The organism is Puia sp. P3 (genome assembly GCF_050632245.1).
Classification (GTDB): Bacteria; Bacteroidota; Bacteroidia; order Chitinophagales; family Chitinophagaceae; genus Puia.
In genome coordinates, this window is sequence record NZ_CP192583.1 from 6,141,238 (window position 1) to 6,166,847 (window position 25,610).

The 25,610-nt window shown below is 54.2% G+C and carries 27 protein-coding genes and 1 pseudogene; 18 read left to right on the forward strand and 10 right to left on the reverse strand.

Annotated features, from left to right (window positions below):
• The first annotated feature begins 152 nt into the window (after positions 1–152).
• The 5 genes from ACQ86N_RS38700 to sucD all read left to right on the forward strand — a co-directional run bounded on the left by ACQ86N_RS38700 (position 153) and on the right by sucD (position 3,354).
• The gene (locus ACQ86N_RS38700) at positions 153–815 is read left to right on the forward strand and encodes an ABC transporter ATP-binding protein (protein WP_431217770.1); all 663 of its coding nucleotides are present in this window, start codon (positions 153–155) and stop codon (positions 813–815) included.
• Positions 816–833: 18 nt separating this feature from the next.
• Positions 834–1,604, forward strand: coding sequence for a helix-turn-helix transcriptional regulator (locus ACQ86N_RS38705; RefSeq protein WP_431211688.1), 771 nt, complete (start codon positions 834–836; stop codon positions 1,602–1,604).
• Complete coding sequence (locus ACQ86N_RS38710; protein ID WP_431211689.1) at positions 1,558–1,731, forward strand: helix-turn-helix domain-containing protein; 174 nt, start codon at positions 1,558–1,560, stop codon at positions 1,729–1,731. Before ACQ86N_RS38705 ends, ACQ86N_RS38710 begins: the two co-directional genes overlap by 47 nt.
• Before the next feature lie 69 nt (positions 1,732–1,800).
• The gene (locus ACQ86N_RS38715; RefSeq protein ID WP_431211690.1) at positions 1,801–2,343 is read left to right on the forward strand and encodes a YbhB/YbcL family Raf kinase inhibitor-like protein; all 543 of its coding nucleotides are present in this window, start codon (positions 1,801–1,803) and stop codon (positions 2,341–2,343) included.
• 138 nt (positions 2,344–2,481) lie between these two features.
• Positions 2,482–3,354 carry a succinate--CoA ligase subunit alpha gene (sucD, locus tag ACQ86N_RS38720; RefSeq protein ID WP_431211691.1) on the forward strand — a complete coding sequence of 291 codons (873 nt, stop codon included), beginning with the start codon at positions 2,482–2,484 and terminating at the stop codon, positions 3,352–3,354.
• Positions 3,355–3,439: 85 nt separating this feature from the next.
• Here sucD and ACQ86N_RS38725 read toward each other — a convergent pair whose 3' ends face one another.
• A complete protein-coding gene (locus ACQ86N_RS38725; RefSeq protein ID WP_431211692.1) occupies positions 3,440–3,742 on the reverse strand; it encodes a hypothetical protein in 303 nt (100 codons plus the stop codon).
• Between the two features lie 165 nt (positions 3,743–3,907).
• On the opposite strand from ACQ86N_RS38725, the gene ACQ86N_RS38730 reads away from it, so the two are divergent.
• From ACQ86N_RS38730 to ACQ86N_RS38745, 4 genes and pseudogenes are all read left to right on the forward strand, one after another.
• The gene (locus tag ACQ86N_RS38730) at positions 3,908–7,366 is read left to right on the forward strand and encodes an MG2 domain-containing protein (protein ID WP_431211693.1); all 3,459 of its coding nucleotides are present in this window, start codon (positions 3,908–3,910) and stop codon (positions 7,364–7,366) included.
• Between the two features lie 354 nt (positions 7,367–7,720).
• Positions 7,721–8,791, forward strand: a complete 1,071-nt coding sequence (locus tag ACQ86N_RS38735) for an alpha-2-macroglobulin family protein (RefSeq protein WP_431211694.1) — start codon at positions 7,721–7,723, stop codon at positions 8,789–8,791.
• A complete protein-coding gene (locus tag ACQ86N_RS38740; RefSeq protein WP_431211695.1) occupies positions 8,742–9,416 on the forward strand; it encodes a hypothetical protein in 675 nt (224 codons plus the stop codon). Before ACQ86N_RS38735 ends, ACQ86N_RS38740 begins: the two co-directional genes overlap by 50 nt.
• A 29-nt stretch (positions 9,417–9,445) precedes the next feature.
• Positions 9,446–9,981 (forward strand): annotated as a pseudogene (locus ACQ86N_RS38745) (hypothetical protein).
• A gap of 36 nt (positions 9,982–10,017) precedes the next feature.
• Here the strand turns inward: ACQ86N_RS38745 and ACQ86N_RS38750 are convergent.
• Entirely contained in the window at positions 10,018–10,407 is a 390-nt protein-coding gene (locus tag ACQ86N_RS38750) for a hypothetical protein (protein ID WP_431211696.1), read from the reverse strand.
• Between the two features lie 176 nt (positions 10,408–10,583).
• Here ACQ86N_RS38750 and ACQ86N_RS38755 point away from each other — a divergent pair, with 176 nt between their 5' ends.
• A complete protein-coding gene (locus ACQ86N_RS38755) occupies positions 10,584–11,231 on the forward strand; it encodes a hypothetical protein (protein WP_431211697.1) in 648 nt (215 codons plus the stop codon).
• Positions 11,232–11,304: 73 nt separating this feature from the next.
• Positions 11,305–11,751 carry an FAD-dependent oxidoreductase gene (locus ACQ86N_RS38760; RefSeq protein WP_431217771.1) on the forward strand — a complete coding sequence of 149 codons (447 nt, stop codon included), beginning with the start codon at positions 11,305–11,307 and terminating at the stop codon, positions 11,749–11,751.
• On the opposite strand, the gene ACQ86N_RS38765 is transcribed toward ACQ86N_RS38760, so the two are convergent.
• The 4 genes from ACQ86N_RS38765 to ACQ86N_RS38780 form a co-directional block, all read right to left on the reverse strand.
• A complete protein-coding gene (locus ACQ86N_RS38765) occupies positions 11,729–11,989 on the reverse strand; it encodes a zinc-dependent peptidase (protein ID WP_431211698.1) in 261 nt (86 codons plus the stop codon). The genes ACQ86N_RS38760 and ACQ86N_RS38765 overlap by 23 nt on opposite strands.
• Positions 11,979–12,545, reverse strand: a complete 567-nt coding sequence (locus tag ACQ86N_RS38770; RefSeq protein WP_431211699.1) for a zinc-dependent peptidase — start codon at positions 12,543–12,545, stop codon at positions 11,979–11,981. Before ACQ86N_RS38770 ends, ACQ86N_RS38765 begins: the two co-directional genes overlap by 11 nt.
• A 418-nt stretch (positions 12,546–12,963) precedes the next feature.
• Entirely contained in the window at positions 12,964–13,167 is a 204-nt protein-coding gene (locus tag ACQ86N_RS38775; protein ID WP_431211700.1) for a zinc-dependent peptidase, read from the reverse strand.
• A gap of 23 nt (positions 13,168–13,190) precedes the next feature.
• Positions 13,191–13,775: a zinc-dependent peptidase gene (locus ACQ86N_RS38780; RefSeq protein WP_431211701.1), complete on the reverse strand. Its 585-nt coding sequence runs from the start codon at positions 13,773–13,775 to the stop codon at positions 13,191–13,193.
• Positions 13,776–13,842: 67 nt separating this feature from the next.
• On the opposite strand from ACQ86N_RS38780, the gene aspS reads away from it, so the two are divergent.
• Positions 13,843–15,681 carry an aspartate--tRNA ligase gene (gene aspS / locus ACQ86N_RS38785; RefSeq protein ID WP_431211702.1) on the forward strand — a complete coding sequence of 613 codons (1,839 nt, stop codon included), beginning with the start codon at positions 13,843–13,845 and terminating at the stop codon, positions 15,679–15,681.
• Positions 15,678–16,220, forward strand: a complete 543-nt coding sequence (locus ACQ86N_RS38790) for a hypothetical protein (RefSeq protein ID WP_431211703.1) — start codon at positions 15,678–15,680, stop codon at positions 16,218–16,220. The genes aspS and ACQ86N_RS38790 overlap by 4 nt, the downstream gene beginning before the upstream one ends.
• A 45-nt stretch (positions 16,221–16,265) precedes the next feature.
• Here ACQ86N_RS38790 and ACQ86N_RS38795 read toward each other — a convergent pair whose 3' ends face one another.
• Complete coding sequence (locus ACQ86N_RS38795) at positions 16,266–17,639, reverse strand: hypothetical protein (protein ID WP_431211704.1); 1,374 nt, start codon at positions 17,637–17,639, stop codon at positions 16,266–16,268.
• Positions 17,640–17,780: 141 nt separating this feature from the next.
• On the opposite strand from ACQ86N_RS38795, the gene ACQ86N_RS38800 reads away from it, so the two are divergent.
• From ACQ86N_RS38800 to ACQ86N_RS38820, 5 genes are all read left to right on the forward strand, one after another.
• A complete protein-coding gene (locus ACQ86N_RS38800; RefSeq protein WP_431211705.1) occupies positions 17,781–19,046 on the forward strand; it encodes a replication-associated recombination protein A in 1,266 nt (421 codons plus the stop codon).
• Between the two features lie 150 nt (positions 19,047–19,196).
• Positions 19,197–19,403: a hypothetical protein gene (locus tag ACQ86N_RS38805; RefSeq protein WP_431217772.1), complete on the forward strand. Its 207-nt coding sequence runs from the start codon at positions 19,197–19,199 to the stop codon at positions 19,401–19,403.
• Positions 19,340–19,549 carry a hypothetical protein gene (locus ACQ86N_RS38810; RefSeq protein ID WP_431217773.1) on the forward strand — a complete coding sequence of 70 codons (210 nt, stop codon included), beginning with the start codon at positions 19,340–19,342 and terminating at the stop codon, positions 19,547–19,549. The genes ACQ86N_RS38805 and ACQ86N_RS38810 overlap by 64 nt, the downstream gene beginning before the upstream one ends.
• 103 nt (positions 19,550–19,652) lie before the next feature.
• Positions 19,653–20,627 carry a hypothetical protein gene (locus tag ACQ86N_RS38815; RefSeq protein WP_431211706.1) on the forward strand — a complete coding sequence of 325 codons (975 nt, stop codon included), beginning with the start codon at positions 19,653–19,655 and terminating at the stop codon, positions 20,625–20,627.
• Between the two features lie 157 nt (positions 20,628–20,784).
• Positions 20,785–21,048: a hypothetical protein gene (locus ACQ86N_RS38820; RefSeq protein ID WP_431211707.1), complete on the forward strand. Its 264-nt coding sequence runs from the start codon at positions 20,785–20,787 to the stop codon at positions 21,046–21,048.
• A 282-nt stretch (positions 21,049–21,330) separates the two neighbouring features.
• Here ACQ86N_RS38820 and ACQ86N_RS38825 read toward each other — a convergent pair whose 3' ends face one another.
• The 3 genes from ACQ86N_RS38825 to ACQ86N_RS38835 all read right to left on the reverse strand — a co-directional run bounded on the left by ACQ86N_RS38825 (position 21,331) and on the right by ACQ86N_RS38835 (position 25,527).
• Positions 21,331–21,855, reverse strand: coding sequence for a 5' nucleotidase, NT5C type (locus ACQ86N_RS38825; RefSeq protein WP_431211708.1), 525 nt, complete (start codon positions 21,853–21,855; stop codon positions 21,331–21,333).
• A 6-nt stretch (positions 21,856–21,861) separates the two neighbouring features.
• On the reverse strand, positions 21,862–24,693 hold the full coding sequence (gene uvrA / locus ACQ86N_RS38830) for an excinuclease ABC subunit UvrA (RefSeq protein WP_431211709.1): 2,832 nt from the start codon (positions 24,691–24,693) through the stop codon (positions 21,862–21,864).
• 75 nt (positions 24,694–24,768) lie between these two features.
• Positions 24,769–25,527, reverse strand: coding sequence for a DUF4382 domain-containing protein (locus ACQ86N_RS38835; RefSeq protein ID WP_431211710.1), 759 nt, complete (start codon positions 25,525–25,527; stop codon positions 24,769–24,771).
• Between the last annotated feature and the right edge of the window lie 83 nt (positions 25,528–25,610).

Below are 25,610 nucleotides of genomic sequence, written 5' to 3' on the forward strand. Positions count from 1 at the left end.
AACATATGATCGAGATCAAAAACATAAAAAAGGTTTTGGCCCGAAGACGGTCATCAACGACGTGAGCGCGGTATTCCGGACGGGGAAATGCAACCTGATCATCGGCACCAGCGGCAGCGGCAAGACCGTAATGATGAAATGCCTGGTCGGATCTGTTCGAGCCCGACAGCGGGGAGATCATCTATGACGGCCAGAACTTTTCGGAAATGAATGAGGAACGCCGCAAGGACCTGCGCCAGAATATCGGCATGCTCTTTCAGGGCTCGGCGCTGTTCGACAGTCAGACGGTCGAACAGAACGTGATGTTTCCGCTGGATATGTTTACGAAGAAGACCTATGCGGAAAAACTGAAAAGGGTCAACGAGGTACTGGACCGCGTCAATCTCAAGGACGCCAATAAAAAATATCCCGCCGAAATATCGGGGGGGATGAAGAAAAGGGTTGGCATCGCCCGGGCGATCGTACTCAACCCCAAGTATCTTTTCTGTGACGAGCCCAACTCCGGTCTCGACCCGCAAACCTCCCTGCTGATCGACAAGCTCATCAAAGAAATTACCGAGGAATACAATATCACCACGGTGGTGAATACGCACGATATGAACAGCGTGATGGAAATCGGCGATCATATCATGTATATGTACCAGGGCGTCAAAGAATGGGAGGGTAGCAACAAGGAGATCATCTTCAGCAAGAACAAGCTGCTGAACGATTTTATCTTCGCCTCCGAGTTCCTCCAGGACGCGAAGGATATGCGGATGCTGGAAGCCAAGGGCAAGATCGACAACAACCGGAATATGGACGAACTGTTGAAATAGAACGGCCAGCCTTTTAATTTGGGAAATCTGTTTACGATACCAACCGATCTTTTTGCCGGCGAAATATGCCCTGTATCGCCGGAGAAGATCGGCATCCGTATGTACGAGAGTTCACTCGCCTCCAGTAAGTCCAGGGTAACGATTACGAACAATCTCTTCAGCTTTCTGCTGGAAGGAGAAAAACTGGTACACCGTCCGGGTGCTCCGCTTCGCATCTTTCCCGGCCAGTTCCTGATGATCGCGGGCGGGAACTGTCTGATGACGGAAAAACTTTCTTCCGGCAACTGTTACCGTAGCCTGTTGTTCTTCTTTAACGATGAAGTGCTGAGGTCGACCTTTACAAAATATCCATTTTTGCTGGAGCGGACGGAGAAGATCATTGGATGCGGTGAGGAGGCGATCGTAAATTTCGTGGCCGACGCCTTTATTCAGAACTATCTCCACTCGCTGCAGCTGCTGGTGCAGGCCGGTCCATTACAGGAGGAGCTGTTGCAGCTGAAGTTCGAGGAGCTGCTGCTTTATCTGGCGGACAAATGTCCCGAGGCGCTGTTCTCGTTCCGGATCTTCGACCGTGTCGACGCGACCGACAGGCAGCTGCAGGCCGCGGTAGAGAGCAATCTCCCCCACTCCGTCACTGTGGAAGAGCTGGCGTTTTTGTGTAATTTGAGCCTGTCTACTTTCAAGAGAAGATTTGCCCGGTTGTATGGGACCTCGCCGAATAAAATGGCTGCTGCAGCGGAGGATGGAGCAGGCGGTGGTACTGCTGCGACAGCAGGCCAGGCCGAGTGAAATTTATTTTCAGCTGGGGTATGAAAATCACTCCAGTTTTAGCCAGTCGTTCAAGCAGGTGTATGGCGTTACGCCGAAGGAATTTCAAAAGAATTTTGGGGCCGATACGGTGAACGTCTGCCGATAGTAATTGGACCAATGGCCCTAGCGGGCATCCCGATCCTGGAATAAATTTGCGTATTAAATCTTCATTAATATGCACAGACTAATCTTGGTTCTTGTTTTGGCTATGATGGCCGGGACTGTATCGGCACAGACGTTTACGCTGAAAAGCAATGATATTGGCGGACAGGCGACCAATAAGCAATGGGCGAATAGTTTTGGCGCCCACGGAGACAATATCTCCCCCGAACTGCACTGGGAGAATGCGCCCGCGGGTACGCAGGCTTTTGCCGTGACCATGTACGACAAGGACGCTCCGACGGGCAGCGGATTCTGGCACTGGCAGGCGTTCAATATCCCCGCCAGCGTGACGGAACTCAGGGCCGATGCGGGGAATGTCAGCAAGAACCTGGCTCCGGCAGGCACGATCCAGACCAACAATGACGCCGGTATGCCGGGTTATCTCGGGCCTGCGCCTCCTCCCGGACCGATCCACGAATATATCATTACGGTGTATGCCCTGAAGACGAAGATCGCGCTGGATAAGACTGCCGGGCCGGCGCTGGTGGGATTTTATCTCAACGCAAACGTTATCGAAAAGGCTTCGATCGTGATGTATGCCCAGAATAAGAATTGATTCGCCCGAGGGGTGAGGACCGCGCTGACGGGTAATGGAAGAATTGGGTGCAAGGCCGCGGAAAAGCCCGACAAAATTGATTGGACGGGAAACGTTTTTCCCCTAACTTCGTCCCCCGAACGGTTAAAAACGTCTCTCATGTCAATCTTAGTTAACAAGAACTCCAGAATCATCGTACAGGGCTTTACAGGAACAGAAGGGACTTTCCATGCTACGCAAATGATCGACTATGGCACCCAGGTAGTGGGTGGGGTTACCCCGGGAAAGGGTGGCTCTACGCATATCGAGCGTCCGGTCTTCAATACGGTAGCTGACGCGGTAAAAAATACGCAGGCCAATGTATCCATCATCTTCGTTCCGCCGGCATTTGCGGCTGACGCGATCATGGAAGCGGCCGAGGCCGGTATCGAGCTGGTCATCTGTATCACTGAAGGTATTCCCGTACAGGACATGGTAAGGGCGAAGAACTACCTGTTGGGCAGGAATACGAGGCTGATCGGCCCCAACTGCCCCGGTGTGATCACTGCGGGTGAGTGCAAGGTCGGAATCATGCCAGGATTTGTCTTTAAGCCGGGTAAGATTGGCATCGTATCGAAGTCGGGTACGCTGACCTATGAAGCAGCGGACCAGGTGGCGAAGGCCGGTCTCGGAATTTCAACCGCCGTAGGTATCGGAGGCGACCCCATCATCGGAACGCCGACAAAAGAAGCGGTCGAACTGCTGATGAACGATCCCGGAACGGAAGGTATCGTTATGATCGGAGAGATCGGCGGAAGCATGGAAGCCGAGGCGGCCCGCTGGATAAAAGAAAATAACCGCAAGCCGGTAGTTGGATTTATCGCGGGCCAGACGGCGCCTCCCGGAAGAAGGATGGGCCATGCCGGTGCGATCATCGGCGGCGCCGACGATACGGCCGCGGCGAAGATGAAGATCATGGCGGAATGTGGGATCACTGTTGTACAGACGCCGGCTGAGATCGGTAGTACGATGGCGAAAATTTTGAAGAAATAGGCTTCAAGACATTTATAAAGCAAAGCCGGCCCCTTCTCAGGGACCGGCTTTTGTATTGATGGCCTTATGTATAGAGACTTAGTTTTTAGAAACAGTTCCTGCGGTCGCGGGCCCGGTCGTAACGGTCGCGGTAGAGGTCATGACGGTCAAAGCGGAGGTCGCGGCGGTCATGGGCATAGTCCCTGCGGTCGTGACGGAGATCATGGAAGTCGCCGTCCCTTCTGTCGCGGCTCATTTCGCGGCGATCATAGCGAAGGTCGCTGCGATCGTGGCGGACGTCTACGCGGTCGTGACTAAGGTCGCGGCGGTCGTCAAAACGGCCCTGAGCCTGGGTAGCGACACCGGCGAACAAACCAGCAGCAAGGAGTATAAATAATTTCGTTTTCATAAATTCAATTTTAAGTTAAGTAAATCAGTTTTCCTATATAAGATCGCGGGGGTGCGGCATGTTTAAGGCCGGGCAGTTATAGCTATGTTAAAAGGGTATTACCATATGTAATTGGCTCAGACGGTGCATCCTGGAAAAAAAGTATCTTTAAAAAAGTTTTGACCTATGCGCCTGAAAAACCTCAGTATCCTGGTAACTCTCTGTCTTTCGGTAAGTGGGCTGGTAGCCCAGCCGAAGACGGACTATGATCGTAAGTGGAAGATCATCGATTCGTTGTATAATAAAAAAGGCCTTACCGAATCGGCGCTGACCGAAGTCAATAAATTGCTGCTGCTGTCCAGACAGGAGCACAATCAACCCCAGAGCATCAAAGCCCTGATCTACCGCGAGGTGCTGAACAGCAAAAATGAAAATGCAGAAGAAGCGACCGTAAAGGAACTGGACTCTGCGATTGTGGTCGCTCCGCAGCCGGCGAGGGCCGTCCTTGAGAATTTGCTGGCGGGTGTTTATGAACGATATTTTCTGGGGCACCAATGGCAGCTGAGGAACCGGTCGAAGACGGTGAATTTTGTAAAAGCTGATATGGGCACGTGGGGCGCCGATGATTTTGACAGCCGGATCGGAGGGTTGTATTTGGCTTCGCTGCAGCAGCAGTCTCTGCTGGCGTCGGTCAAACCGGCTGATTTCAATCCCATACTTCTGAAGGGAAATGTTCCTTCGCTGAGGCCAACGTTGTTCGACCTGCTGGCGCACCGGGCGCTGGATTATTTCACTTATAATATTGCCGGGACCGGGGCGGCTGCCGACGCATTCGCGATCGAGGATACCGTTGCCTTCGGCGATGCTGCAGCCTTCGCCCGTCATCGCTGGATCACCACGGATACGGGTTCGCGCCAGTACAGGGCGCTGACGCTGTTCCAGCGGCTGATCGTCTTTCATCTGGGAGACTCCAGGCCCGCAGCACTGATCGATGTCGATCTCGAACGTCTTCAATTTGTGAATAACAACGGGGCGATGGACGACAAGGACGGGATGTTTACGCATGCGCTGATCCGAATAACCGACAAATACGGCGACGAACCGGCTGCGGCGGAAGCCTGGTATCTGCAGGCGAAGCAATATGACAACGTAAAAGCAAAGGCCATCTGCGACAGGGTCATCGCACAAAAAGATAGCAGTCAGGGAAAAGAAGACTGTCTCCGGCTTCGCGACGAGCTGTTGCAAAAATATCTGACGGTCCAAACAGAAAAGATCAACCCGCCGGGAATGCCGATGCGCGCGTTGGTCACCTGGAGCAATATCGACCACCTCTATCTCCGGCTGATCAATATGGATAGTTATACGAAGTTACCCAATATCAATATCGGTGATCCCGGGTTTTGGAAAGAGATAGCGGGAAGGCCCGCCTACCGCCGGTTCGACCTGGCTCTGCCGGACGACCATGACTACCGGCGCCATAGCGCGGAGATCGCGATCGGCGCATTGCCTTCCGGCAGCTACGCATTATTGGGTACTGCCGATCCCGACTCTGGCCCGGGAAAGGCCGTATGCGTCCAATACCTTTATGTATCGGGCATCGCTGACTTTCAAAAGGGAAGCGACTATTTTGTCGTCGACCGAAACAGCGGCCGGCCGCTAGGCGGTGCGACGGTGCAGGTATGGAGTCCCGACCAAAGCACGCGGCAGCAGCTGAAAAAGGCGGAGCTGTATCATACCGACGATAAGGGCCATTTCATCCTTCGGAATGACGCGGGCAAAAATGCCTACAGGGAAATTGCACTGGAGATAAGCACGGGCGGCGATCATCTCTTTGTCCGCGATATGTACGCGTCCAATGGCCCGATGTATTACGACCAGGCGCAATCGGAACCGGAGAAATACGAAGAGGAACATCAGGAGACCTATTTCTTCCTTGACCGGAAGATCTACAGACCGGGACAGACCGTGTATTTCAAAGGGGTCGTAGTGACGAGGGACAAGACGTCACACGAACCTAAAATGATGGCAGGCCGCAAGACTAAGGTTTTCCTCTACGACGCCAATTCAACGGTCGTCGATTCGCTGGAACTGACCGCCAACGACTATGGCTCATACCACGGAAGTTTTCGGCTTCCGACGGGGCGGCTCAACGGAAGTTGGCGGCTCAGCGATGCTAAGAACGGTGAAGCATCTTTTTCCGTGGAAGAATACAAGCGTCCGACCTTCTATGTGGAATATGAGAAGCAAAAAGGCGGATACCGGTTGGGAGACAGTATCCGTGTCACAGGAAATGTCAAAGCATATGCCGGCAATGGACTGGATGGGGCTTCGGTAACCTACAGAGTCATAAGAAGGTCGATGGTCCGTCCGCTGTACTCTTGGGGCAGGATCGTTCCGCGCGGTGAGACAAAGGAGATCAAACACGGCGTTGTAAAAACTGATTCGAAAGGTAATTTCAGCATTGTCTTTGTCGCCTCCCCGGACCGTATGATCGACCGCAAGACAGATCCCCGATGGGAGTTCGAAGTATCGGCCGACGTAACCGACATCAACGGTGAAACGCGCAGCGGCAGGACCTCTGTCACGACAGGATACACTGCGTTAAATCTGGACCTTCGGGTCGCGGGAGGTGAACACCTGCCTTCGGATAGCCTCAGGCAACTGACGGTGGGCAGCGCCAATCTTTCCGGAGAGCCAGTCAATAGCAGGGTGAAAGTCAGTATTTATCCGCTGCGGTCGCCTGAGCGGCTCATCCGGCAACGGCTGTGGGCGCGACCTGACCGCTGGCTGATGACGGAGAAGGCGTTTTTGGATAGCTTTCCCCACGATGAATACAAGAATGAACTGGAGAAGGAATCGTGGGCAAAGGGTTCGGCGGTTTGGGAAGAAAGCGGGGCTACGGGGGCTGCTTCCGGCGCCCGTTTCAGTATACCCGCGGGACGTCTGACACCTGGTTGGTATTTCGTAGAAGCTACCACCACCGACGCATATGGGCAGGAAGTAAAGGACGGGAGTTATATAGAGCTATACGATGGCAGGACGGGGAAGCCGGCCAATCCCCAGTATAGCTGGTTGTCTGTGCCTGAACAAACGGTGGAGCCCGGCAGGAAGGCCAGGGTAGAAGTAGGCAGCTCTGCGAAAGAAGTCGTTGTCTTCCGCCATGTCGAGCATATCCAACAAAAAGATTCCGCTATCGGCCTCTTTACACTCGGCGGGGAAAGGAAGACGACCGAATTCGATATATCGGAAACAGATCGCGGCGGAATCAGCGTATCGGACGTTTTTGTCAAAGACAACCGGATCTATTCCGTTACGCATCGGATCAATGTGCCCTGGACCAACAAAGAGCTGGCCGTACGATATGCAAGCTATCGGGATAAGACGGAGCCTGGCAGTAAAGAAAAATGGTCGGTTACTATCAGCGGGCAGCATGGAGACAAAGTATCGGCGGAGGTGCTGGCAGCGATGTATGACGCTTCTCTGGACCAGTTCGAATCCCATCAGTGGGCGAAACCGGACCTTTATCCGGAGTTGTCCGGCGACCGGTGGCCCTGGATGAGCAGCAATTTTGTGTCCGGGTATAGCTTTATGAAATGGGAGGACAGGGGGTGCGTCCGCCGTATATCAAAGTTTATGACCGGCTGATGTCGGGCGACGACAATCCGCTGGGGAATTATTATTCTCCTTCCATGAGAAGGGGCAATGCGCCGGTGATGTACAATCTCGCTTCGTCGCAGGGTATCGCTGCCGGAAGGGTGATGCCAGAGCCAGAAGGCTATTTACCGGGGGTAATGATAAAGAAGGCAGACGAAGTATCGGCGGATGCGCCGTCTGCCGCGCCGGTGCCGGCGCCTGTGAATGGGCCGGGGAATGGCCCGGTGCAGGTTCGCAGGAACTTCAATGAAACGGCGTTCTTTTTTCCGGATCTGAGGACGGATAGTGGGGGGAACACGAGTTTTTCGTTTACGATGCCGGAGGCGCTGACGTCGTGGAAGCTGGATGGTTCTGGCGCATACGAAGGAGCTGGCGTTCGGGTATTCGGAGAAGACGGTGGTGACGCAGAAGCAGCTGATGGTGCAGCCGAATGTCCCGCGGTTTTTGCGGGAGGGGGATCATCTGGACTTGCCGGTGAAGGTGGTGAATCTGACGGACTCGGAGATGACGGGACAGGTGGCCCTTCAATTGACGGACCCGACGACGGGGGAGACGGCCGACGGATGGTTTACCAACCGGCAGCCCAACCAATATTTTACGGTGGGGCCGGGGCAGAGTGCGGTGGTGAGTTTCCCGCTGGTGGTACCGTTCCAGTACAACCGTCCGCTGACCTATCGGGTGACGGCGCAGTCGAAAAGTTATAGTGATGGGGAGGAGGCGGTTCTGCCAGTGGTGAGCAATCGTATGCTGGTGACCGAAACGTTGCCCCTGGATATGAAGGGTGACGGAACGCGACAATTTACTTTCGGCAAGCTGTTGCATAGCGGCGGCAGCGAGACGCTCAATCACCATGCGCTGACGGTGGAGTTCACGGCAAATCCAGTCTGGTATGCCGTACAGTCGCTGCCCTATCTGAGCGAATACCCGTATGAATGTGCGGAGCAGACTTTCAACCGGTGGTATGCCAATGCGCTGGCGGCCAGGATCGTGGGGTCCTCTCCCCGACTGAAGGAGATCTTCCGGCGCTGGGAGACACAGGACACGGCGGCGCTGCTGAGCAATCTGCAGAAGAATCAGGAGTTGAAATCCGTGCTTCTCGAAGAAACGCCATGGGTGCTGCAGGGGAAGACGGAAGAGCAGCAGAAGAAAAATGTCGCGAGGCTTTTCGACATGAACCGGATGAGTACGGAGCTTGCGACGACTTTCGACCGGCTGAAGGCTATGCAGTCGGAGGACGGGGGATTCGCGTGGTTCAAGGGCGGGATGAATGACTTATATATCACGCAGTATATCCTCACGGGGATCGGGCATATGCAGGCGGCTGAATGCGATACCCGAATCGCTGGTGCAGCAGGTGGCGGGGATCGTGAAGCCGGCGCTGGCGTATGTGGATCTGCAAATGAAGAAGAGGTATGAGGAGCAGGTCAAGGCGCGGCCGGTGGCGGCAGCGAAGACCGTGATGCCGTGGATCGGAGAGCTGCCCGTACAGTATCTCTATATGCGGAGTTTCTTCAACGACTATGGGATTCCGGGTAATATACTGCCGGCGGTCAGCTATTTCCGCAAACAGGTGCAGGGTTCGTGGGTCAGCCGCAGTAAATATGTGCAGGGCATGATCGCGCTGGCCCTGTTCCGGACGGGGGATGTGCAGACGGCGAAGGACATTGTCAAGTCGCTGAAGCAGACTGCTATCGTCGACGCGGAAAGAGGCATGTACTGGAAGGGTATGGAAGGCGGGTACTATTGGTATGAAGCGCCGATCGAGATACAGTCGCTGCTGATAGAAGCTTTTGGCGAGATTGGAGCGGACAAGGCCGTCGACCGGGACCTGAAGACCTGGCTGCTGAAACAAAAGCAGACGCATAGCTGGAGGACGACGAAAGCCACTGCGGACGCGTGTTATGCGTTGCTCGTGGGTGGGGTTAGCTGGGTCAGTGAGGAAAGAAATGTTACGATCAGGCTCGGTGACAAGCTGGTGCAGCAGGAGCAGGGGGAAGCCGGGACGGGGTATTTTAAAAAGTTTTTGATGCGCCGTTCGTGAATCCGTCGATGGGGAATATTACGGTGACTATGGGGTCTGCCGGTGCTGGGTCGGGTTCGGGATCCGGTTCGCCGGCGTGGGGTTCGGTCTACTGGCAGTATTTCGACATATTAGACAAGATCACGCCGCCCGGCAGCAGTACGGCGCCGCTGGCGCTGACAAAGCAATTATTTATCGAGCGGCTGACGGGGGCTGGCAGGGTGTTGGAGCCTGTGGCTGACAACGGTGTGCTTAGGCCTGGAGATAAGGTCGTGGTGAGGATACAGTTGAAGGCGGACAGGAGTTTGGAGTATGTCCATATGAAGGATATGCGGGCGGCTTGTATGGAGCCTGTGAATGTGATCAGCCAGTACAAGTGGCAGGATGGGTTGGGGTACTATGAGAGTACGAAGGATGCGAGCACGGATTTTTCTTTTCGTTGTTGCCGAGGGGGACTTACGTGTTTGAGTATCCGCTGACGGTGGGACAGGCTGGTAGTTTCAGTAATGGCATTACGAGTGTGGAGTGTATGTATGCTCCGGAGTTTTCGTATCATAGTGAGGGGATACGGGTGAGTGTGGAGTGACGGGGTGCGCTGGGGGCTCCTAGAGGGGGAGTCTTTTTACGGAGCGACCGATGCCTTTGATGAAGAAATAGTTGGTGGTGCCTCCGACGACGGCGCCGACGAGGGGATGAGGCGGCCGCCGGCCCTTGCGCCCATGCGGACGAAGAGGCGTTCGGCGATGTGTTCGAGTACGCCGCGGGTCATGATAAGGCCGGCTTCGACGCCGACGCTGATGGCGACGATGGACATGAACTCGTCGAATGCGATATTATAGGTGCCGCGGCGGTGGTAGATGACGCCGAGGGTGACGCGGAATTGCTGGGTAAGACAGTTGATCATATCGGCGGGGATGCCGATGAGAAAAGTGACGGGACCGCCGAGGCCGGTAACGGCGCCGGTGCCTGCGGCGAGCCGCGCACAGTGTTCGATAAAGGCGTCGATGCCCATTTCGTCGACGCCTTTTTTTATGCCGTACTGATTGATACTATCGTATACGCGCCTGAAGCCTATCTGTGCAAGGCGGTTGGTTAGGCGGCCGCGGCCGCCGCGGCGCTGAAAAACGTAAACCCAGCATTTTATTTACTTTTACGCTTTTACTATAGCAAACTTCGAACCACGACAACATGTCACAGCAGGTCAATACACTGATCATCGGACAAGGGATTTGCGGGAGTTTTTTGAGCCTTGAGCTGGAGGCGGCGGGTGTCAGCCATCTGGTGATCGACGAGGCCCGGCCTTTTGCCGCCTCCGGGATTGCCGCGGGGCTAATCAATCCCGTGACCGGGCGGCGGCTGGTGACGACCTGGATGATCGACGAGCTGCTGGCTTCGGCGCGGGAGGCATATGGCCGGTTGAGCGGGGTTCTGGGGCGCCCTTTTCTGACTGAAACCAGTGTGACTGATTTTTTCCCCAGTGCGCAGATGCGGCTGGCCTTTCTCGACCGGCTGGCGGAGGATGCGAGCTGGCTGCAGCTGCCGGCTGACGAGGCCCGGTGGAAGGATTGTTTTTATTACGAGTTGGGATATGGGGTGATCAGCCCCTGTTATCTGGTCGATATGCAAGGTTTGCTGGCCGCGGCACGTCAACGGATGGTGGGGATGGGGATTTTGCTGGAGCAGCGGTTTGAGCGGGGGATTTGGAGGTTTTTCCTGACTATGTGCGGTATGGGGATATCAGGGCGGAAAGGGTGGTTTTTTGTGATGGGATCGGGAGTTGTGATAGCCCCTGGTTTTCCAGGCTGCCGTTCGCGCCGAATAAGGGGGAGGTGCTGATTGTCGAGATCCCGGAACTGGGGGGTATAGTGGGGGCCTCATTGGGGGTGACGGGCGCAAGGGGGAGGACCCTATTGGGGGTGGCGGACGCAGAGGGGAGTATCCCGTTGGGGGTGGCGGACGCAGAGGGGATCGGCCGGTCTTTAAGAAGGGGATCAGTCTCGCGCCGTGGCAGGATGGGTTCTATTGGGTTGGATCCTCGTATGAGTGGTCGTTTGAGACGGATGGGCCGACGGCGGCTTTTCGGGAGAGGACTGATTTGTTGTTGAAGAACTGGATAAAGCTGCCGTTCAGGATTGTGGATCATTTTGCCTCGGTGAGACCGGCGACGGTGGAGCGAAGACCGTTTGTCGGGTTTCATCCGGTGTATTCCCGGGTGGGGATCCTGAACGGGATGGGGACAAAGGGGTGTAGCCTCGCGCCTTATTTTGCAAGGCAGTTGGCACAGCATATCGTTGGGGGTAGTCCCATAAGACCTGACGCGGATGTGAGGCGGTTTACGAAGCTGCTTTCGCGGTAGTTGCCGGGGTCCCGTTGATTTTTGGGGTTGCGGTAATTTTTGCTTTTGAGGCTTCGGGGCGGCGGATGATCGTCGTGTTGCCGGAGATGAAATTGAGGGGGTCCTGGTTGAGGACGCAGGCCATGGCCTCGTACAGATCGGGCATCTCGTGGCGGAAGGCGACGGGACTTTCGAAGAATACTTCGACGGCGACGGCCCAGAACTCGTGGTAGTTGGTCGCGGCGTAGTCACCCAGCAAATTCTTGGCGCGAACCTCTCCCTGCTGCATGGAGGTGAAGATCGGGCGGGCCAGCTTTGGAGAAGTTGGGGAACTCTTTCTTGAAGTGTTTGTCTTCTTCGGTTTGGGTCACGAAGTTGACGTAGGCGAGGGCGTGAGCCATCTCGTGGAGACCGACGTTGCAGTTGGCGGTCTGGCCGGAGATACCCTTGATAAAATTATCCCAGGAAAGATAGATGCCTGTCTGGTCGACGTGGCCCATGAAGGGACGGGAATAGTACCCGTAGTGGTAGTCATCGCGGAGGATGAAGATGTCGTCGAAATAGTTCAGCTTGAACTTTTCGAGGCCGAAGGTCAGCTGCACGGCGGCGGCGCTGACGAGGATCGGCATTTCGGCGGAAGGCTCTACCTCTATATAGTGGAAGTTCTTGGCGTGCTGAAAGAGATAGGTGCGGAAAAGGAATTTCCGCTGTTCTTCGAGACCAAGGCGGTTGTAGTACCTGAAATGTCGGGAAATAACGGAGTGGTAGAATGTCTCCCGGGCAATAAAACGTTTGAACTGATGCCTGGTATACAAACGCTGACATAGAACTGTGACCGGGCGATTCAGAAGAAGAATACCAATTACCAATGAAATAATGACAACGATTTCCATAAGGTTCATTTTTCTAACTTTTCAAATGGACGATCGGCGAACACGTCAATCGGGTCTTAACATTGGCTGTTGGATACGGAACTCGGCTTTCAGATTAGAGTGGAAACCTAGTAGCGGGTTTAATCAAGAGGAATGAATCGTACGGATAGGCAAACAAAATAAAAAGAATTTTTGAAAATGAGAAGTGTTGTGGAAATGTTTTATTTTATCTATATAATTTGCTGATGGATAATTATTTAAATATAAAGAGCCGCAGCGAGGGGCGGTGTGATGGTTCACGCGGTGGTTCACGGCGGCGGACGCCGCGGGGGTGGCGCGGGGGGAGGCCCGGGAAAGTGGTTCAGGACTGGTGTTGGGCGACGAGGATCTTGCCCGCTGTCAGGGGGTCCTGGTTGAGTAGGGAGCAGAGGGCGAAGTAGAGCTCGGGCAGCTGGCGGCGGAAGGAGCAGCTGCGTTCGAAAAAGGTTTCGATACAGACGGCCCAGAACTCCTGGTAGTTGGTGGCTGCGTATGAATTGAGGAGGTTGGACTCGCCGGCCTGCATCCGTTCGAAGATGGGGCGGGCGATCAGGAGAAGTCGTTAAAGTGTTGGTAAAATGTATTGTCGCGGCCGTCCTGGACGGTAAAGTTGACATAGGTGAGCGCGTGGGCCATCTCGTGGAGGCCGACGTTCTGGCCATCGGAATAGTCGTCGAACTCCCTTATAAAATGGGCCCAGGAGAGGTAGATGCCGTCCTCGCTGACGTGCCCTTCGAAAGGCATATTATAGAGGCCATAGCGGTATTTGTCCTTTATTATATAAATGGTGTGAAAATGGTCCAGCAGGAAGTGTTCGAGGCCGAAGGTCAGCTGGACCGCGGCGGCGCTGACCAGCAGCGGCATGGTTTCCTGTGGCTCGAGGTCGATGTATTCGAACTTCTTCATCTCCATAAACAGCAGTACCCGGCGCAGGAACCTTTCCCTGCCCGGGCGGTCCAGGCTTTTAAAATAGGGATTGTAGCGGCACAGCAGGCTTTCGAAGTCGTTGTGTCTTTCTTCATAGACCCGTACGATCTTCTGTTTCTTCACCCATACCCAGAAATGGGGGAACAGGCGGGTAAGGCCAACCCCAAGCAGGATAAAGCCGATCATATTGACAGCACCGCTGGACATCGACGCGAAAAATACTGAATTTTCCCGCATCATCCATACCTTTGCTCCTCTTACAAAAAATAAAGGCATGTATCGAACTCATACCTGTGGGGAATTAAGAGCCGCAAATATTGGACAGTCCGTAACATTGGCCGGCTGGGTGCAGACGGTGCGTAAATTTGGCAGCATAACGTTCGTGGACCTTCGCGACCGTTATGGTCTTACGCAGCTGCTGTTTGGTGAAGAACTGAACAAGGAACTCGCGGACAATCCCCTGGGTCGGGAGTTTGTATTGCAGGTAAAAGGAGAGGTGAGCGAGCGCACGGCAAAAAATCCGCAGCTTGCCACCGGGGATATCGAACTGAAGGTCGTGTCTTTTAAGATCCTCAATAAATCCGCTACCCCACCCTTCACGATACAGGACGACACCGACGGAGGCGATGACCTGCGAATGAAGTACCGCTATCTCGACCTTCGCCGGCAGGCCGTGAAAAAGAATCTCGAGTTGCGCTATGCCGTCAACCGCGCCGCGCGCAACTATCTCCACGAGAACAATTTCATGGACCTGGAAACGCCGTTTCTCATCAAGTCGACGCCGGAAGGCGCGCGTGACTTCGTGGTCCCTTCCAGGATGAATCCAGGCCAGTTCTATGCCCTGCCGCAGTCTCCGCAGACCTTTAAGCAGCTGCTGATGGTCAGCGGCTATGACCGGTATTACCAGATCGTCAAATGTTTTCGCGACGAAGACCTTCGCGCCGACAGGCAGCCGGAGTTCACGCAGATCGACTGCGAAATGAGTTTTGTAGAGCAGGAAGATATCCTCACGATGTTCGAAGGCATGGTCAGGCATATCTTCAAAGCGGTAAAAAATATCGACTATACGGAGAAGATCCAGCGGATGACCTGGGAAGAGGCGATGTGGCAGTATGGAAATGACAAGCCCGATATCCGGTTCGGGATGAAGATCCTGAATCTCAAGTCGGCCTTTACCATCGGCGGCGAAAAGCCCGCAAACGGCGGGCTGATCAACGGCGCCGGTTTTGGCGTGTTCGACGACGCAGAAACGGTACTTGCCATCTGCGCGCCGGGCTGCAGCGAATACACGCGCAAGCAGACGGATGAACTCACCGAGTGGGTCAAGCGCCCGCAGATCGGCATGAAGGGTCTTGTATACATCAAGTACAATACCGACGGCAGCCTGAAGAGCAGCGTCGACAAATTCTATAGCGAAGAGAAGTTAAAAGCTATCGCGGAAGCTGCGGGCGCCCGGAAGGGCGATCTTATTCTGCTGCTGGCCGGCAAGGAAGAAAGGACGCGCAAGGCGACCAGCGAGCTGCGTCTCGAGATGGGCAAGCGCCTGGGATTCCGCAAGGACAACGAGTTCAAATTGCTGTGGGTACTGGATTTCCCCCTCTTCGAGTATGCCGAAGAAGAGAATCGCTGGGTAGCGCGTCACCATCCCTTCACGTCCCCCAAGCCTTCGGACATCGAAGTCATGATCAGGAATAACCCGGTCATCGAAGACGCCGACAAATATCTCGAGCACCCTTATAACCATATCAAGGCGAATGCCTATGACATGGTGCTGAACGGGAACGAGATCGGAGGCGGATCGATCCGGATCTTCCAGCGCGAGCTGCAGGAGAAGATGTTCGCGGCGCTCGGGATGAGCCAAGAGGAGTCTCTGCATAAGTTTGGGTTCCTGCTCGGGGCCTTTGAGTATGGGGCGCCACCTCATGGCGGTATAGCGTTTGGCTTTGACCGTCTCTGTTCTATTCTGGGCGGCAGCGAGAGTATCCGTGACTTTATCGCTTTCCCGAAGAACAACAGCGGCCGCGACGTCATGCTCGACGCGCCGAGCACCATCGATGATAAACAGCTGACGGAACTTTCGATCCAACTGAACGTGAAAGGAGAGAACGCATGAAGACTGCCCTGAAAATAGCGACCATTCTGACCTGGTTCAACCTCCTGTTCTGGAGCGGATTTCTTTTGCTGCTGGCGCTGTCCGCCGTGGCTTCGCAGCAAATGCCCTTACTGATCGGTGTCGTATTGCTTAGCTGTATCCCGCTGAACTGCTATGCGGCGGTGCTCCTGCAGAGGAGTATCCGGAGGCCGGGGAGCAAGCTGAGCAGCCAGACTCCCACGGGGATCCGCTTTGTCGGATTTGTGGCGATGTTCTTTGCGATCATGTTTGTCGTCAACGGTCTTACGTTTGCGGGGAAGGCCACGGAAGCGGTGAAGATGTTCAAGGACGGGATCGCACAGTTGAAGGACGCCGACCCGAGGTATCTGCAGTTTGCTACGCCTTCTGTTTTTCGCAATATCGGTTATATCATCGCGTTTCTGGGGATCTGTGTTGGGATCAATGTAATGCTGAATTTCCGGCTGCTGCGGTGGTATTTTCTCGTCAATCGGAGTGATGTGAGGCCAAATGATGATGTCAGGCCGGGCGACGAGCCCTGATAACGAAGACCAGAGCGGTCAGCGACAGGAGTAGGGTACTGACAATCAAGATCCGCGTAACGGGCTCGAGCGAGCCTCTTCCTTTCCGGATATTTTCCTGACAATCGGCGATATAGGTGTACAGCCCGGGATAGTGGCTGTTGTATTTCTCTGTTTCCTCGAATTTACAAAGGGCGGCGCGGTAGTGCTGTTGCTGCCAGGCCGAGAGTCCCCTGGGAGAAGAGGCGGGTCGACCGGCTGATCCCGGGATTGATGGTATCGAGAAATTCGTAGAGGATGTTGACCGGAACGGCGAAATTGAGGCCTGCCGCCAGGCCGCCGGTATTCTCGAGGCTGCCGAAGGTGGTCAGCCCGATGACTTCCCCCTTTCATTACAAACAGGACCGCCGCTGCTGCCGTGGTTGATGTTGGCGTCCATCTGGACCAGTGGCCAGCCGCCGACGGATTTTTGATCGCGCTGACGATGCCGGTGGTCATGGTGGGTTCGATCGCCGACGCGGATGAGACGAAGTCGTTGTTGGTCACGGGACCGGGATACCCATATACAAAGAGCTGTTCGCCGACCTGCGGCAGACCCGTCTGGGTAAGCCGGAGTACGGGCATGTCCTCGTCGGCTGCTATCTTGAGGATGGCGATGTCTTTTCCCGGCATGGGTTCGCCTTTGGCGATGACGGCCGCGGGTTTTTTGACCGTGTCGGTGTGGAGGCTGCTTTTATCGCTGCGGTAAACCACGTAGATATTCTTCTTCAGGTCGTAGAGGATCATGGAGAAGAGGCGGGAGTATACTGAAGCGTAGGTATTGTAGAGGAGGCTGCGCTGTTGTTCGGTAAAATGGGTGGCCCAGGAAGTTTCGAGCGCGGCGATGCTGGCGTCGGTGATCTGGTGAAAGGCGGAGAGAATGAACTGTCTGCGGATGAAGGACTCTTCGCGTTCGATCAGGTGACAATTGGTGGCCACGTAGCCGTTGCCGGTGAGGAAAAAGCCGGTACCGGTGGCCGTGATCTGCTCGGGCTGTTTGATGTAGTCGAAGGTAGTCACGAAAAAACGGTTTGGGCGGCCGTTCATTTCCTTGAGTACAATATCGAGTTTTTGTTCGGCGGTGACGCCGCCGCCGTGGTCCAGCTTTTGAATGGAGTCGAGGAGGGCGTTGAAGGCCCTTGAATCCATCTTCATGCTGTTGACGTAGACGTTGGCGGAATATTCCGTTCGGATCATCACGATACCTGGGCGGTTGAGTGCATAGTTCCCGACGCCGGAGAGTTTGCCGGGCTGGGAGGAGGAAAGGCTGGGGCTGCTGTAGGCGTCGGTGCCTGCCGCTTTGGCGCCTTTACCGGGTTTGTGGGGTGTAATGGGATTTTCGGAGGAGGCGGGTTCGTCGGAGACGATGGCCTGAGCCGTCGCCCCAAGAAATACGAACAATGTTAAAATAAGTAGCCCTCCCCTCATGGTGAACCGATTTATGCCTGACCCGGCGGCGACGTGATCGGGCCGGTGATTTGTCTCTCAATTTAAACATGAAAACGGGTAACTTGTTGTACTATTGTCACTTAAAATTTTGTTATGGCATCGACGCGAGCCCCTCTGGCAGAGCGGCTAAGGCCGCAGACCCTTGATCAGCTGGTCGGTCAGCAGCACCTGACCGGCAGGGGGAGCGTGCTCCGGACGGCCATAGAACACGGTAAGCCGCCCTCCATGATCCTCTGGGGGCCTCCCGGAACGGGTAAAACGACGATCGCCGGGATCATCGCCAATTCGCTGCAGGTACCTTTTTATACGCTCAGCGCCATCTCCGCGGGGGTAAAAGAAGTCCGGGAGGTAATCGCCGAGGCGAGGGACCAGGAAAAGGCCATTCTGTTTATCGACGAGATCCACCGGTTCAATAAGGGACAGCAGGACGCCCTGCTGGGGGCCGTAGAAAAAGGGATCGTGACCCTGATAGGCGCGACTACGGAAAACCCTTCGTTCGAGGTCAACAGCGCCTTGCTGAGCCGGTGTCAGGTGTATGTGTTGAAGCCGCTTACGGAAGATGACCTGACCCTTCTGTTACATAATGCTTTCAGGGACGACGAGGAGCTCCGCGACTCCGGCATTCAGCTGAAGGAAACGGCTGCGCTGATCAATATCTCGGGCGGGGATGCGCGCAAGCTGCTGAACCTGCTGGAAGTCGTGTGCGACGCCGCGGGAAAAGGCGCGGAGATCACTGATGAAAAAGTGATGGAGATCGCGCAGCAGCGCATCGCGCTGTACGACAAGAAAGGCGAACAGCACTACGATATCATTTCCGCGTTCATCAAATGCATCCGCGGGAGTGATCCCAATGCGGCGGTATACTGGCTGGCGAGAATGATCGAAGGCGGGGAGGACGTAAAATTCATCGCGCGCCGTCTATTGATACTCGCTAGTGAAGATATCGGCAATGCCAATCCCAATGCGCTGTTGCTGGCCAATGCGTGTTTCGAGGCGGTGAATAAGATCGGGTACCCCGAATCGAACCTGATCCTTTCGCAGTGTGCGATCTATCTGGCCACTTCGCCGAAGAGCAATTCCGCTACGACTGCGATCGGCGCGGCGCAGGCGGCGGTGAGAAATTTTGGGGACCTGCCGGTGCCGCTGCATGTCCGCAACGCGCCGACTAAGCTGATGAAGAATATGGACTATGGCAAGGGCTATCAATATAGCCACAGTTATGAAGGCAATTTCTCGGCGCAGGAGTATCTGCCGAAGGAGATTGCGGGGACGAAGTTCTATGACCCCGGAAAAAATTCGCGTGAAGAAGAGCTCCGCAAGTTCTTAAAAGGATTGTGGGGAGAAAAATATGGATACTAAACTATGACGACCTGGACCTGTAAGAAATTCGAAGAGTTAACGACAAGAGAATTGTACGCGATACTGCGATTGCGTAGTGAAGTGTTTGTGGTTGAGCAGAATTGTGTGTTTCTGGATATGGATAACAAAGATCTTGATTGCTATCACCTCATGGGTTGGGAAGGCGGCGAACTCCTGGGATATTCACGAGTCTTACCTGCGGGATTTTCCTATGAGGAATCTTCGATAGGGCGTATCGTAAGTTCCCCTGCCGCGAGGGGCGAGGGATTGGGCGCGAGCTGCTGGTCCAGAGTATCGATACCTTATATAGGCTATTTGGAAAACAGGATATACGGATCGGCGCGCAGTACTATCTGAAAAAATTCTACGAAACTTTTGGGTTTGTCCAAAAGGAGACGTCTATCTCGAAGATGGAATCGAGCATATTGAAATGCTATTACCTATTGAGTCTTAAGGTAAATGCCTTAGGTTGTCTTCCTGTGGATAAAATTGTTGGCGTTTGATACACAATTAAACGCCCTTTTTTCGTTTCTTACACAGAGTCCCCTTTTTCAATTTGGTTGAAAAACGGAATCCAAACCATCGGAAAACTAAATCTAATATCAAATGAAACAGAGTCTACACTCCTTATCATGGAAGTGTTTGTTCGTGTTAGCCGCTACCCTATGTCTGAGTTCTACGTCATACAGCCAGGAAGAGGCCGGGAATAACACCGAAGTGGGCCTAACCCTCGGACCCATGGTGTTTCTGGGTGACCTTGGAGGTCATGCAGGCAAGGGAACAACCTTTATCAAAGACTATAACATGTCCACCACCAAGATCGCGGTAGGTGCTTATGCCACAGCTTATCCCATGCAATGGTTGGGTTTCCGTTTATCATTGAACTACGGTACTCTCGAAGGCGCCGACAATGAGATCAAGCCGAAAGGTGGCGATGAGGTGTCGCGTCTCCAGCGTAATCTGGATTTCCGCAGCAAAATAATCGAAGGTACGCTGATGGCGGAATTTTATCCGACTGTCTTTCTTGAAGAAGACCCTGAAGATGTAACCGCCCGGCTGCGTCCATATGGCGTGATCGGTCTTGGTATGTTCCATTTCAATCCGCAGGGCAGCTATAAATCCCCTAACGGTGATACCTACTGGGTAGACCTGCAGCCTCTCCACACGGAAGGTGAAGGGTTCCCCGAGTATCCCGACAGGAAGAACTACAAGCTGACGCAGCTGAACATTCCGATCGGTGTCGGTATCAAATATTTTATCAGTGAGAATGTGAACGTATCTTTCGAGATCATCCATCGCAAGACGTTCACTGACTATGTCGATGACGTGAGTACGAAGTATGTAGATCCCAGCCTGTTCTATAAGTATCTGTCTCCTTCGCTGGCTCCGATAGCCGCTGCGATGGCTAATAAGACTCCTGCCGCGGTGCAGCCTCAGGGCTACCGTCCGGGTAATAAGAGGGGTGATCCCTCGCAGAATGACGCCTATTTCTCGGCGCAGTTCAAGCTGGGTATCCGCCTTGGTGGAAACAGCGCTTCGCGCTGGAGAAACTCGACGCACTGTCCGCTGTTAAGGTTCTAGTTTGTTTTAGTTGTTGATCGTACCATATTTTGATCGTTGTTTTGATGTTGTTTTAAGTTGTTGTTGATCCGTACCCTATCTTTTTTATTGATTGAATGAAATCAATGGAGCTATGATGAAAACTGTACCCCTTACGAAAACATTTCTTTCTCCGAAAATGCTGAACGGACTGGCCGCGCTTGGCCTGATCCTTTGCATTCAGACGTCGGCCAATGCCGCCGGAACCTCTCCGGCAGACGGACACCATCCTTCGGGATACGATACTATCCACAGTATCGAGGTAAATAAGTCCCTGAGTAGCAAAAAACACAAGATTAAGTTGTATCCGGACGCCAGACAGCAGGTGCTGTTCTTCTCGGCTAATGGCGAGAATGGAAAAGTCTACCGAGCTTCTTCCTGTTCGATATGGACGGCAGGCTAGTATCCCAAACGCAAATCCGTAACCGTGAAACGACGGTTCTGACCAATATTTCAGAAGGTAATTTCCTCTTCGAGGTGTTTACCGATGATGAACGTATCGAGAATGGACAGCTGAAAGTGAGGTGATCGCTGGACGTTCAAACGACCAACCAATAAGCAAGCAGGGAAATTAGTAAAATCCGAATATCCGAAGGTTAAGTAAAACCTGATCCGTTCCCTATTCTAGGTACCCTTTACAAACAAAAGATTTTATTGATCACTCCCTGCTACCGCTTATTGGATTTTACTTTAGAAAGATATTGGCGGCTTCCTTCCAGTTGTTAATTCTGTCATAGCCGGTCACGTCGAGATTGTGAGCGGCTGTATACATGTAGGGCTTCCCTTTGAAGCCCTTTAGGTTTTTTACGTGATCGTCGATCATGAAGTCTCCGAATACGAGGTCCTTGCTGCCGGTGAGGGCGATCTGTTTCCAGGTGAGGAAGGGAAAATGATCGGTGAGCCATTCGAGCTTGTCCTTTAGTGAATTGGGGAACTCCATTGCCGCAGAGACGATGAATACTTCGTAGGCCTTATTGAGTTCGCGGAGCACGTCGACGCTGTCTTCCATTACGGGAAGATGGCGGAAGAAGCCCGGGGACTTCAGCCGCTCGAGGATCATTGGCTGGTCTTTTTCGGGAAAGCCGAGCAGCCAGCTGCCTTCCATTTTGTCGTAGTCGACGTCGCCGCCGTGTTCTTTGCGATACCATTCGATCATCTCTCCCATCGGGTCGGCGATCACTTCGTCCATGTCTATTATAATACGTTTCATCGTTGGTTAGCCTTTTAGTTCGTCTTTTAGGAATTTCGCCGTGTGGCTTTCTTTGTTCTTTATGAGGTCTTCGGGGGTGCCTTCAAAGAGGATGCGGCCGCCGCCGTCGCCGCCTTCGGGGCCGAGGTCGATGATGTGGTCCGCGACCTTGATCACGTCCAGATTGTGTTCAATGACGAGCACGGTGTTGCCTCTGTCGACGAGTTTGTTGAGGACGTCGAGCAGGTGACGGATGTCCTCGAAGTGCAGGCCCGTGGTGGGCTCGTCGAGGATATAGAAGGTCTTACCGGTGTCTTTCTTGCCGAGTTCGGTACCCAGCTTGACCCGCTGGGCTTCGCCGCCGCTGAGGGTTACGGCCGACTGGCCCAGGGTGATGTACCCTAGTCCGACTTCCTGGAGGACCTTGATCTTGCGGTAGAGGTAGGGCACGTTCTGGAAGAACTCCACGGCCTCGTCGACGGTCATGTCGAGCACGTCGCTGATCGACTTGCCCTTGTAGCGGATCTCCAGCGTCTCGCGATTGTAACGCTTGCCGTTGCATTTCTCGCAGTGTACGTATACGTCGGGCAGGAAGTTCATTTCTATCACGCGCATCCCGCCGCCTTCACAGACGTCGCAGCGTCCGCTCTTTACGTTGAAGGAGAAGCGACCCGCGTTGTAGCCACGAATCTTGGCCTCGGGGACGGAGGCGAACAGTGTGCGTATATCGGTGAAGAACCCGCAGTAGGTGGCCGGGTTGCTTCTGGGCGTGCGGCCGATGGGTGACTGATCGATCTCGATGACCTTGTCGATGTTCTCGAGGCCCTTGACGCTCTTGTACCCGAGGGGAGTGACCCGCGACCCATAGGCGTGTTTGCTGAGGATGGGATAGAGCGTCTCGTTGATGAGCGTGCTCTTGCCGCTGCCGCTGACGCCGGAAATGACGATCAGCTCGCCCAGCGGGAATTTTGTATCGACGTTCTTCAGGTTGTTGCCTTTGGCGCCTTTCAGCTCGAGGAATTTACCGTTGCCTTTTCTTCTCTCTTTTGGTACTTCGATCTTTCGGTGCCCATTGAGGTAGGAAGAGGTCAGTGTGTCCAGTTTGAGCAGGGCCGGCGGGCGACCCTGGGCGACGACGCGGCCGCCGTGAAAACCGGCTTTTGGTCCGATGTCCACGAGATAGTCCGCCGCGAGCATGATGTCTTTGTCGTGTTCGACGACGAGGACGCTGTTGCCGATGTCGCGGAGGTTCTTCAGCGCCTCTATCAACCGGTGGTTGTCGCGCTGGTGGAGGCCGATGCTGGGCTCGTCGAGGATATAGGTGATGCCCTGCAGCTGTGAGCCTATCTGCGTCGCCAGGCGGATGCGCTGTGACTCGCCGCCGCTGAGGGTCCGGGACGCTCTGTTAAGTGTAAGATAGGTGAGTCCTACGTCGGAGAGGAACTGCAGGCGTTCCCTGATCTCTTTCAGGATATCTTTTGCGATGGTGTTTTGCTTGTTGCTCAGTTGCTTGTTTACGCCGGCGAACCATTCCATCAGGTGGTTGAGGTTCATGGCGCTGAGTTCGGCGATATTCTTGTCCCCTACTCTGAACCAGAGGCTCTCTCTGCGTAGGCGGGTGCCGTTGCAGGTCTCGCAGGTGCGGAGTTCCATAAACTTCTCGACCCACTCGCGGAGTGCGTCGGTGGTACCACCAGAGAACCAGCGTTTCAGCGCGCTGATGATGCCTTCGTATTCGGCTGCGTACATCTGGCCCGGCGCCGCGTTTTCGTCGTAGTCGAGGTCGAGCGAGGTCTCACCGGCTTCGGTGCCGTACAGCACGAGGTTGAGGGCTTTTTTGGGCATGTCCCTGATCGGGGTGTCGAGGCTGAATTTGTTCTTCCCGGCCAGCTGCTGTACCTGCCGGAACATATAGGCTTCCCTCTCCTCTCCAAGCGGTTCGATTCCGCCCTCGTTGATGCTCTTCGAGGGGTCGGGGATGATCGCGTCCAGGCTGATCTGATAGACGGCCCCTAAGCCTTTACAGGTGGGGCAGGCGCCGTATGGCGAGTTGAAGGAAAAACTGTTGGGTGAAGGTTCTTCGTAACTGATGCCGGAGTCTTCGCACATCAGCTGCTTGCTGTACTGCAGTACTTTGTTGTCGTCGTTCAGCAGGAGGAAGAGGAGGTCCTTGCCCATCTGCAGGGCTTTCTGGACGCTCTGGCCGAGTCTCACCTTCATATCCTCCGTGACGGCCAGCCGGTCGATCACGACTTCGATGTCGTGGATCTTGTAGCGGTCTACCTGCATCTTGGCGACGAGGTCTTTCACCTCTCCGTCGACGCGGACCTTCAGGTATCCTTTTTTGCGGATGTCCTCGAAGAGCTCGCGATAGTGGCCCTTGCGGCCTCTTACGAGCGGAGCGAGTATGGAGATCTTTTTGTTTTTGAATTTTTTGAAGACGTTGTCGACGATCTCCTCTTCGCTGAATTTTACCATCTTCTTTCCGGTGTTGTAGGAGTGCGCCTCGCCGATGCGGGCGTAAAGAAGACGGAGAAAATCATAGATCTCGGTGACGGTTCCGACGGTGCTTCGGGGATTCTTGTTGGTTGTCTTTTGCTCAATGGAAATGACCGGGCTGAGACCGGTGATCTTGTCCACGTCGGGGCGTTCCATATCGCCGATGAACTGACGGGCGTATGCGCCGAAGCTCTCCATATATCGCCGCTGACCTTCAGCGTAGATCGTATCGAATGCGAGTGATGACTTGCCGCTGCCGCTGATGCCTGTAATGACTACCAGCTGGTTTTTCGGGATGCGGATGTCGATGTTTTTCAGATTGTGTACCCGGGCCCCGGATACCTCGATGCTCTCTTCCATATCTTCGCAAGTTACTAAAAAAATAGCTAAGACGTGCGTCTTAGCTATCTGGAAGGTTAAATGATTATGGATGAACTATTTATGCAGTCGTACCGTCGGGACGGTGACCGTCTTCACCGAGTCTACCTTAATATTTGTGATCGTGGTGTCCTGGTATCCGTTGCGGCCCTTGAAATTGATCGAATACGTACCGGCGGGGACGTTGCGGAACTGGTAGTTGCCTTCGTCGAAGGGTATCGCGTACAGCGTATCGGTACCGGTGATGGCGGTGACCAGAGCGGATGCGTGTTCGGGCAGCACTTGTCCTTTGATCTTTGACATGATCTGGTCGTTGAACACGACGAGGTATGGTTTCAGGAGAAACCCGCCGTTCCAGAAGAATACAGACCTTGACAGATTGAAGTCGAGCCATAATTTGAAGTCGTTGCTGGCGGCGGAAGCGACGTTGACGCGGCTCACATTGACCGTGAAATAGGGATTGGGTCCGAATACTTCCAACGGATAAGATGTAGCGCTATCCGTAAAGATGGTGTTGTCGGAGCCTAAGGTGATCTTCACTTTCAGGATTTTGCCGCTGGGGAAGTTGCCGGCCGCGAGCAGCGTGTCGGCGCCGTTGCGCAGCTGGAGCAGGTCGTATACTCCCGGCTTAATGCCGAGTGTATCCCAGATGACGGATTTGTGGCTCTGGTCGCGGTGGAAGCCGCAGTAGTTGTCGTCCCACTGGTCGTCGTTGTCGTCGCTGGACTGTTTGGTAGCGGTATCTATTTCTACTGCTACCTGACGGATGTCGATGAGGACTTTTGTGAACTGTACCGGACCGTCCATCATGTACACCGAGAGTCTTGATTGTCCTTGTGGAATGCTGGGATTGGAGCCGGAAGTGTTGCTTTTGTTGCAGGCAAAAAATACGAGTACGG

What these genes read in the sequence shown, in the direction of transcription:
- ACQ86N_RS38710 (WP_431211689.1), top strand. Translation starts at nt 1,558, where the DNA reads ATGGAGCAGGCGGTGGTACTGCTGCGACAGCAGGCCAGGCCGAGTGAA.
- ACQ86N_RS38715 (WP_431211690.1), top strand. Translation starts at nt 1,801, where the DNA reads ATGCACAGACTAATCTTGGTTCTTGTTTTGGCTATGATGGCCGGGACT.
- sucD (WP_431211691.1), top strand. Translation starts at nt 2,482, where the DNA reads ATGTCAATCTTAGTTAACAAGAACTCCAGAATCATCGTACAGGGCTTT.
- ACQ86N_RS38725 (WP_431211692.1), bottom strand. Translation starts at nt 3,742, where the DNA reads ATGAAAACGAAATTATTTATACTCCTTGCTGCTGGTTTGTTCGCCGGT.
- ACQ86N_RS38730 (WP_431211693.1), top strand. Translation starts at nt 3,908, where the DNA reads ATGCGCCTGAAAAACCTCAGTATCCTGGTAACTCTCTGTCTTTCGGTA.
- ACQ86N_RS38735 (WP_431211694.1), top strand. Translation starts at nt 7,721, where the DNA reads ATGGTTCTGGCGCATACGAAGGAGCTGGCGTTCGGGTATTCGGAGAAG.
- ACQ86N_RS38750 (WP_431211696.1), bottom strand. Translation starts at nt 10,407, where the DNA reads ATGGGCATCGACGCCTTTATCGAACACTGTGCGCGGCTCGCCGCAGGC.
- ACQ86N_RS38755 (WP_431211697.1), top strand. Translation starts at nt 10,584, where the DNA reads ATGTCACAGCAGGTCAATACACTGATCATCGGACAAGGGATTTGCGGG.
- ACQ86N_RS38775 (WP_431211700.1), bottom strand. Translation starts at nt 13,167, where the DNA reads ATGCAGGCCGGCGAGTCCAACCTCCTCAATTCATACGCAGCCACCAAC.
- ACQ86N_RS38780 (WP_431211701.1), bottom strand. Translation starts at nt 13,775, where the DNA reads ATGTCCAGCGGTGCTGTCAATATGATCGGCTTTATCCTGCTTGGGGTT.
- aspS (WP_431211702.1), top strand. Translation starts at nt 13,843, where the DNA reads ATGTATCGAACTCATACCTGTGGGGAATTAAGAGCCGCAAATATTGGA.
- ACQ86N_RS38790 (WP_431211703.1), top strand. Translation starts at nt 15,678, where the DNA reads ATGAAGACTGCCCTGAAAATAGCGACCATTCTGACCTGGTTCAACCTC.
- ACQ86N_RS38800 (WP_431211705.1), top strand. Translation starts at nt 17,781, where the DNA reads ATGGCATCGACGCGAGCCCCTCTGGCAGAGCGGCTAAGGCCGCAGACC.
- ACQ86N_RS38805 (WP_431217772.1), top strand. Translation starts at nt 19,197, where the DNA reads ATGGGTTGGGAAGGCGGCGAACTCCTGGGATATTCACGAGTCTTACCT.
- ACQ86N_RS38815 (WP_431211706.1), top strand. Translation starts at nt 19,653, where the DNA reads ATGAAACAGAGTCTACACTCCTTATCATGGAAGTGTTTGTTCGTGTTA.
- ACQ86N_RS38820 (WP_431211707.1), top strand. Translation starts at nt 20,785, where the DNA reads ATGCTGAACGGACTGGCCGCGCTTGGCCTGATCCTTTGCATTCAGACG.
- ACQ86N_RS38825 (WP_431211708.1), bottom strand. Translation starts at nt 21,855, where the DNA reads ATGAAACGTATTATAATAGACATGGACGAAGTGATCGCCGACCCGATG.
- uvrA (WP_431211709.1), bottom strand. Translation starts at nt 24,693, where the DNA reads ATGGAAGAGAGCATCGAGGTATCCGGGGCCCGGGTACACAATCTGAAA.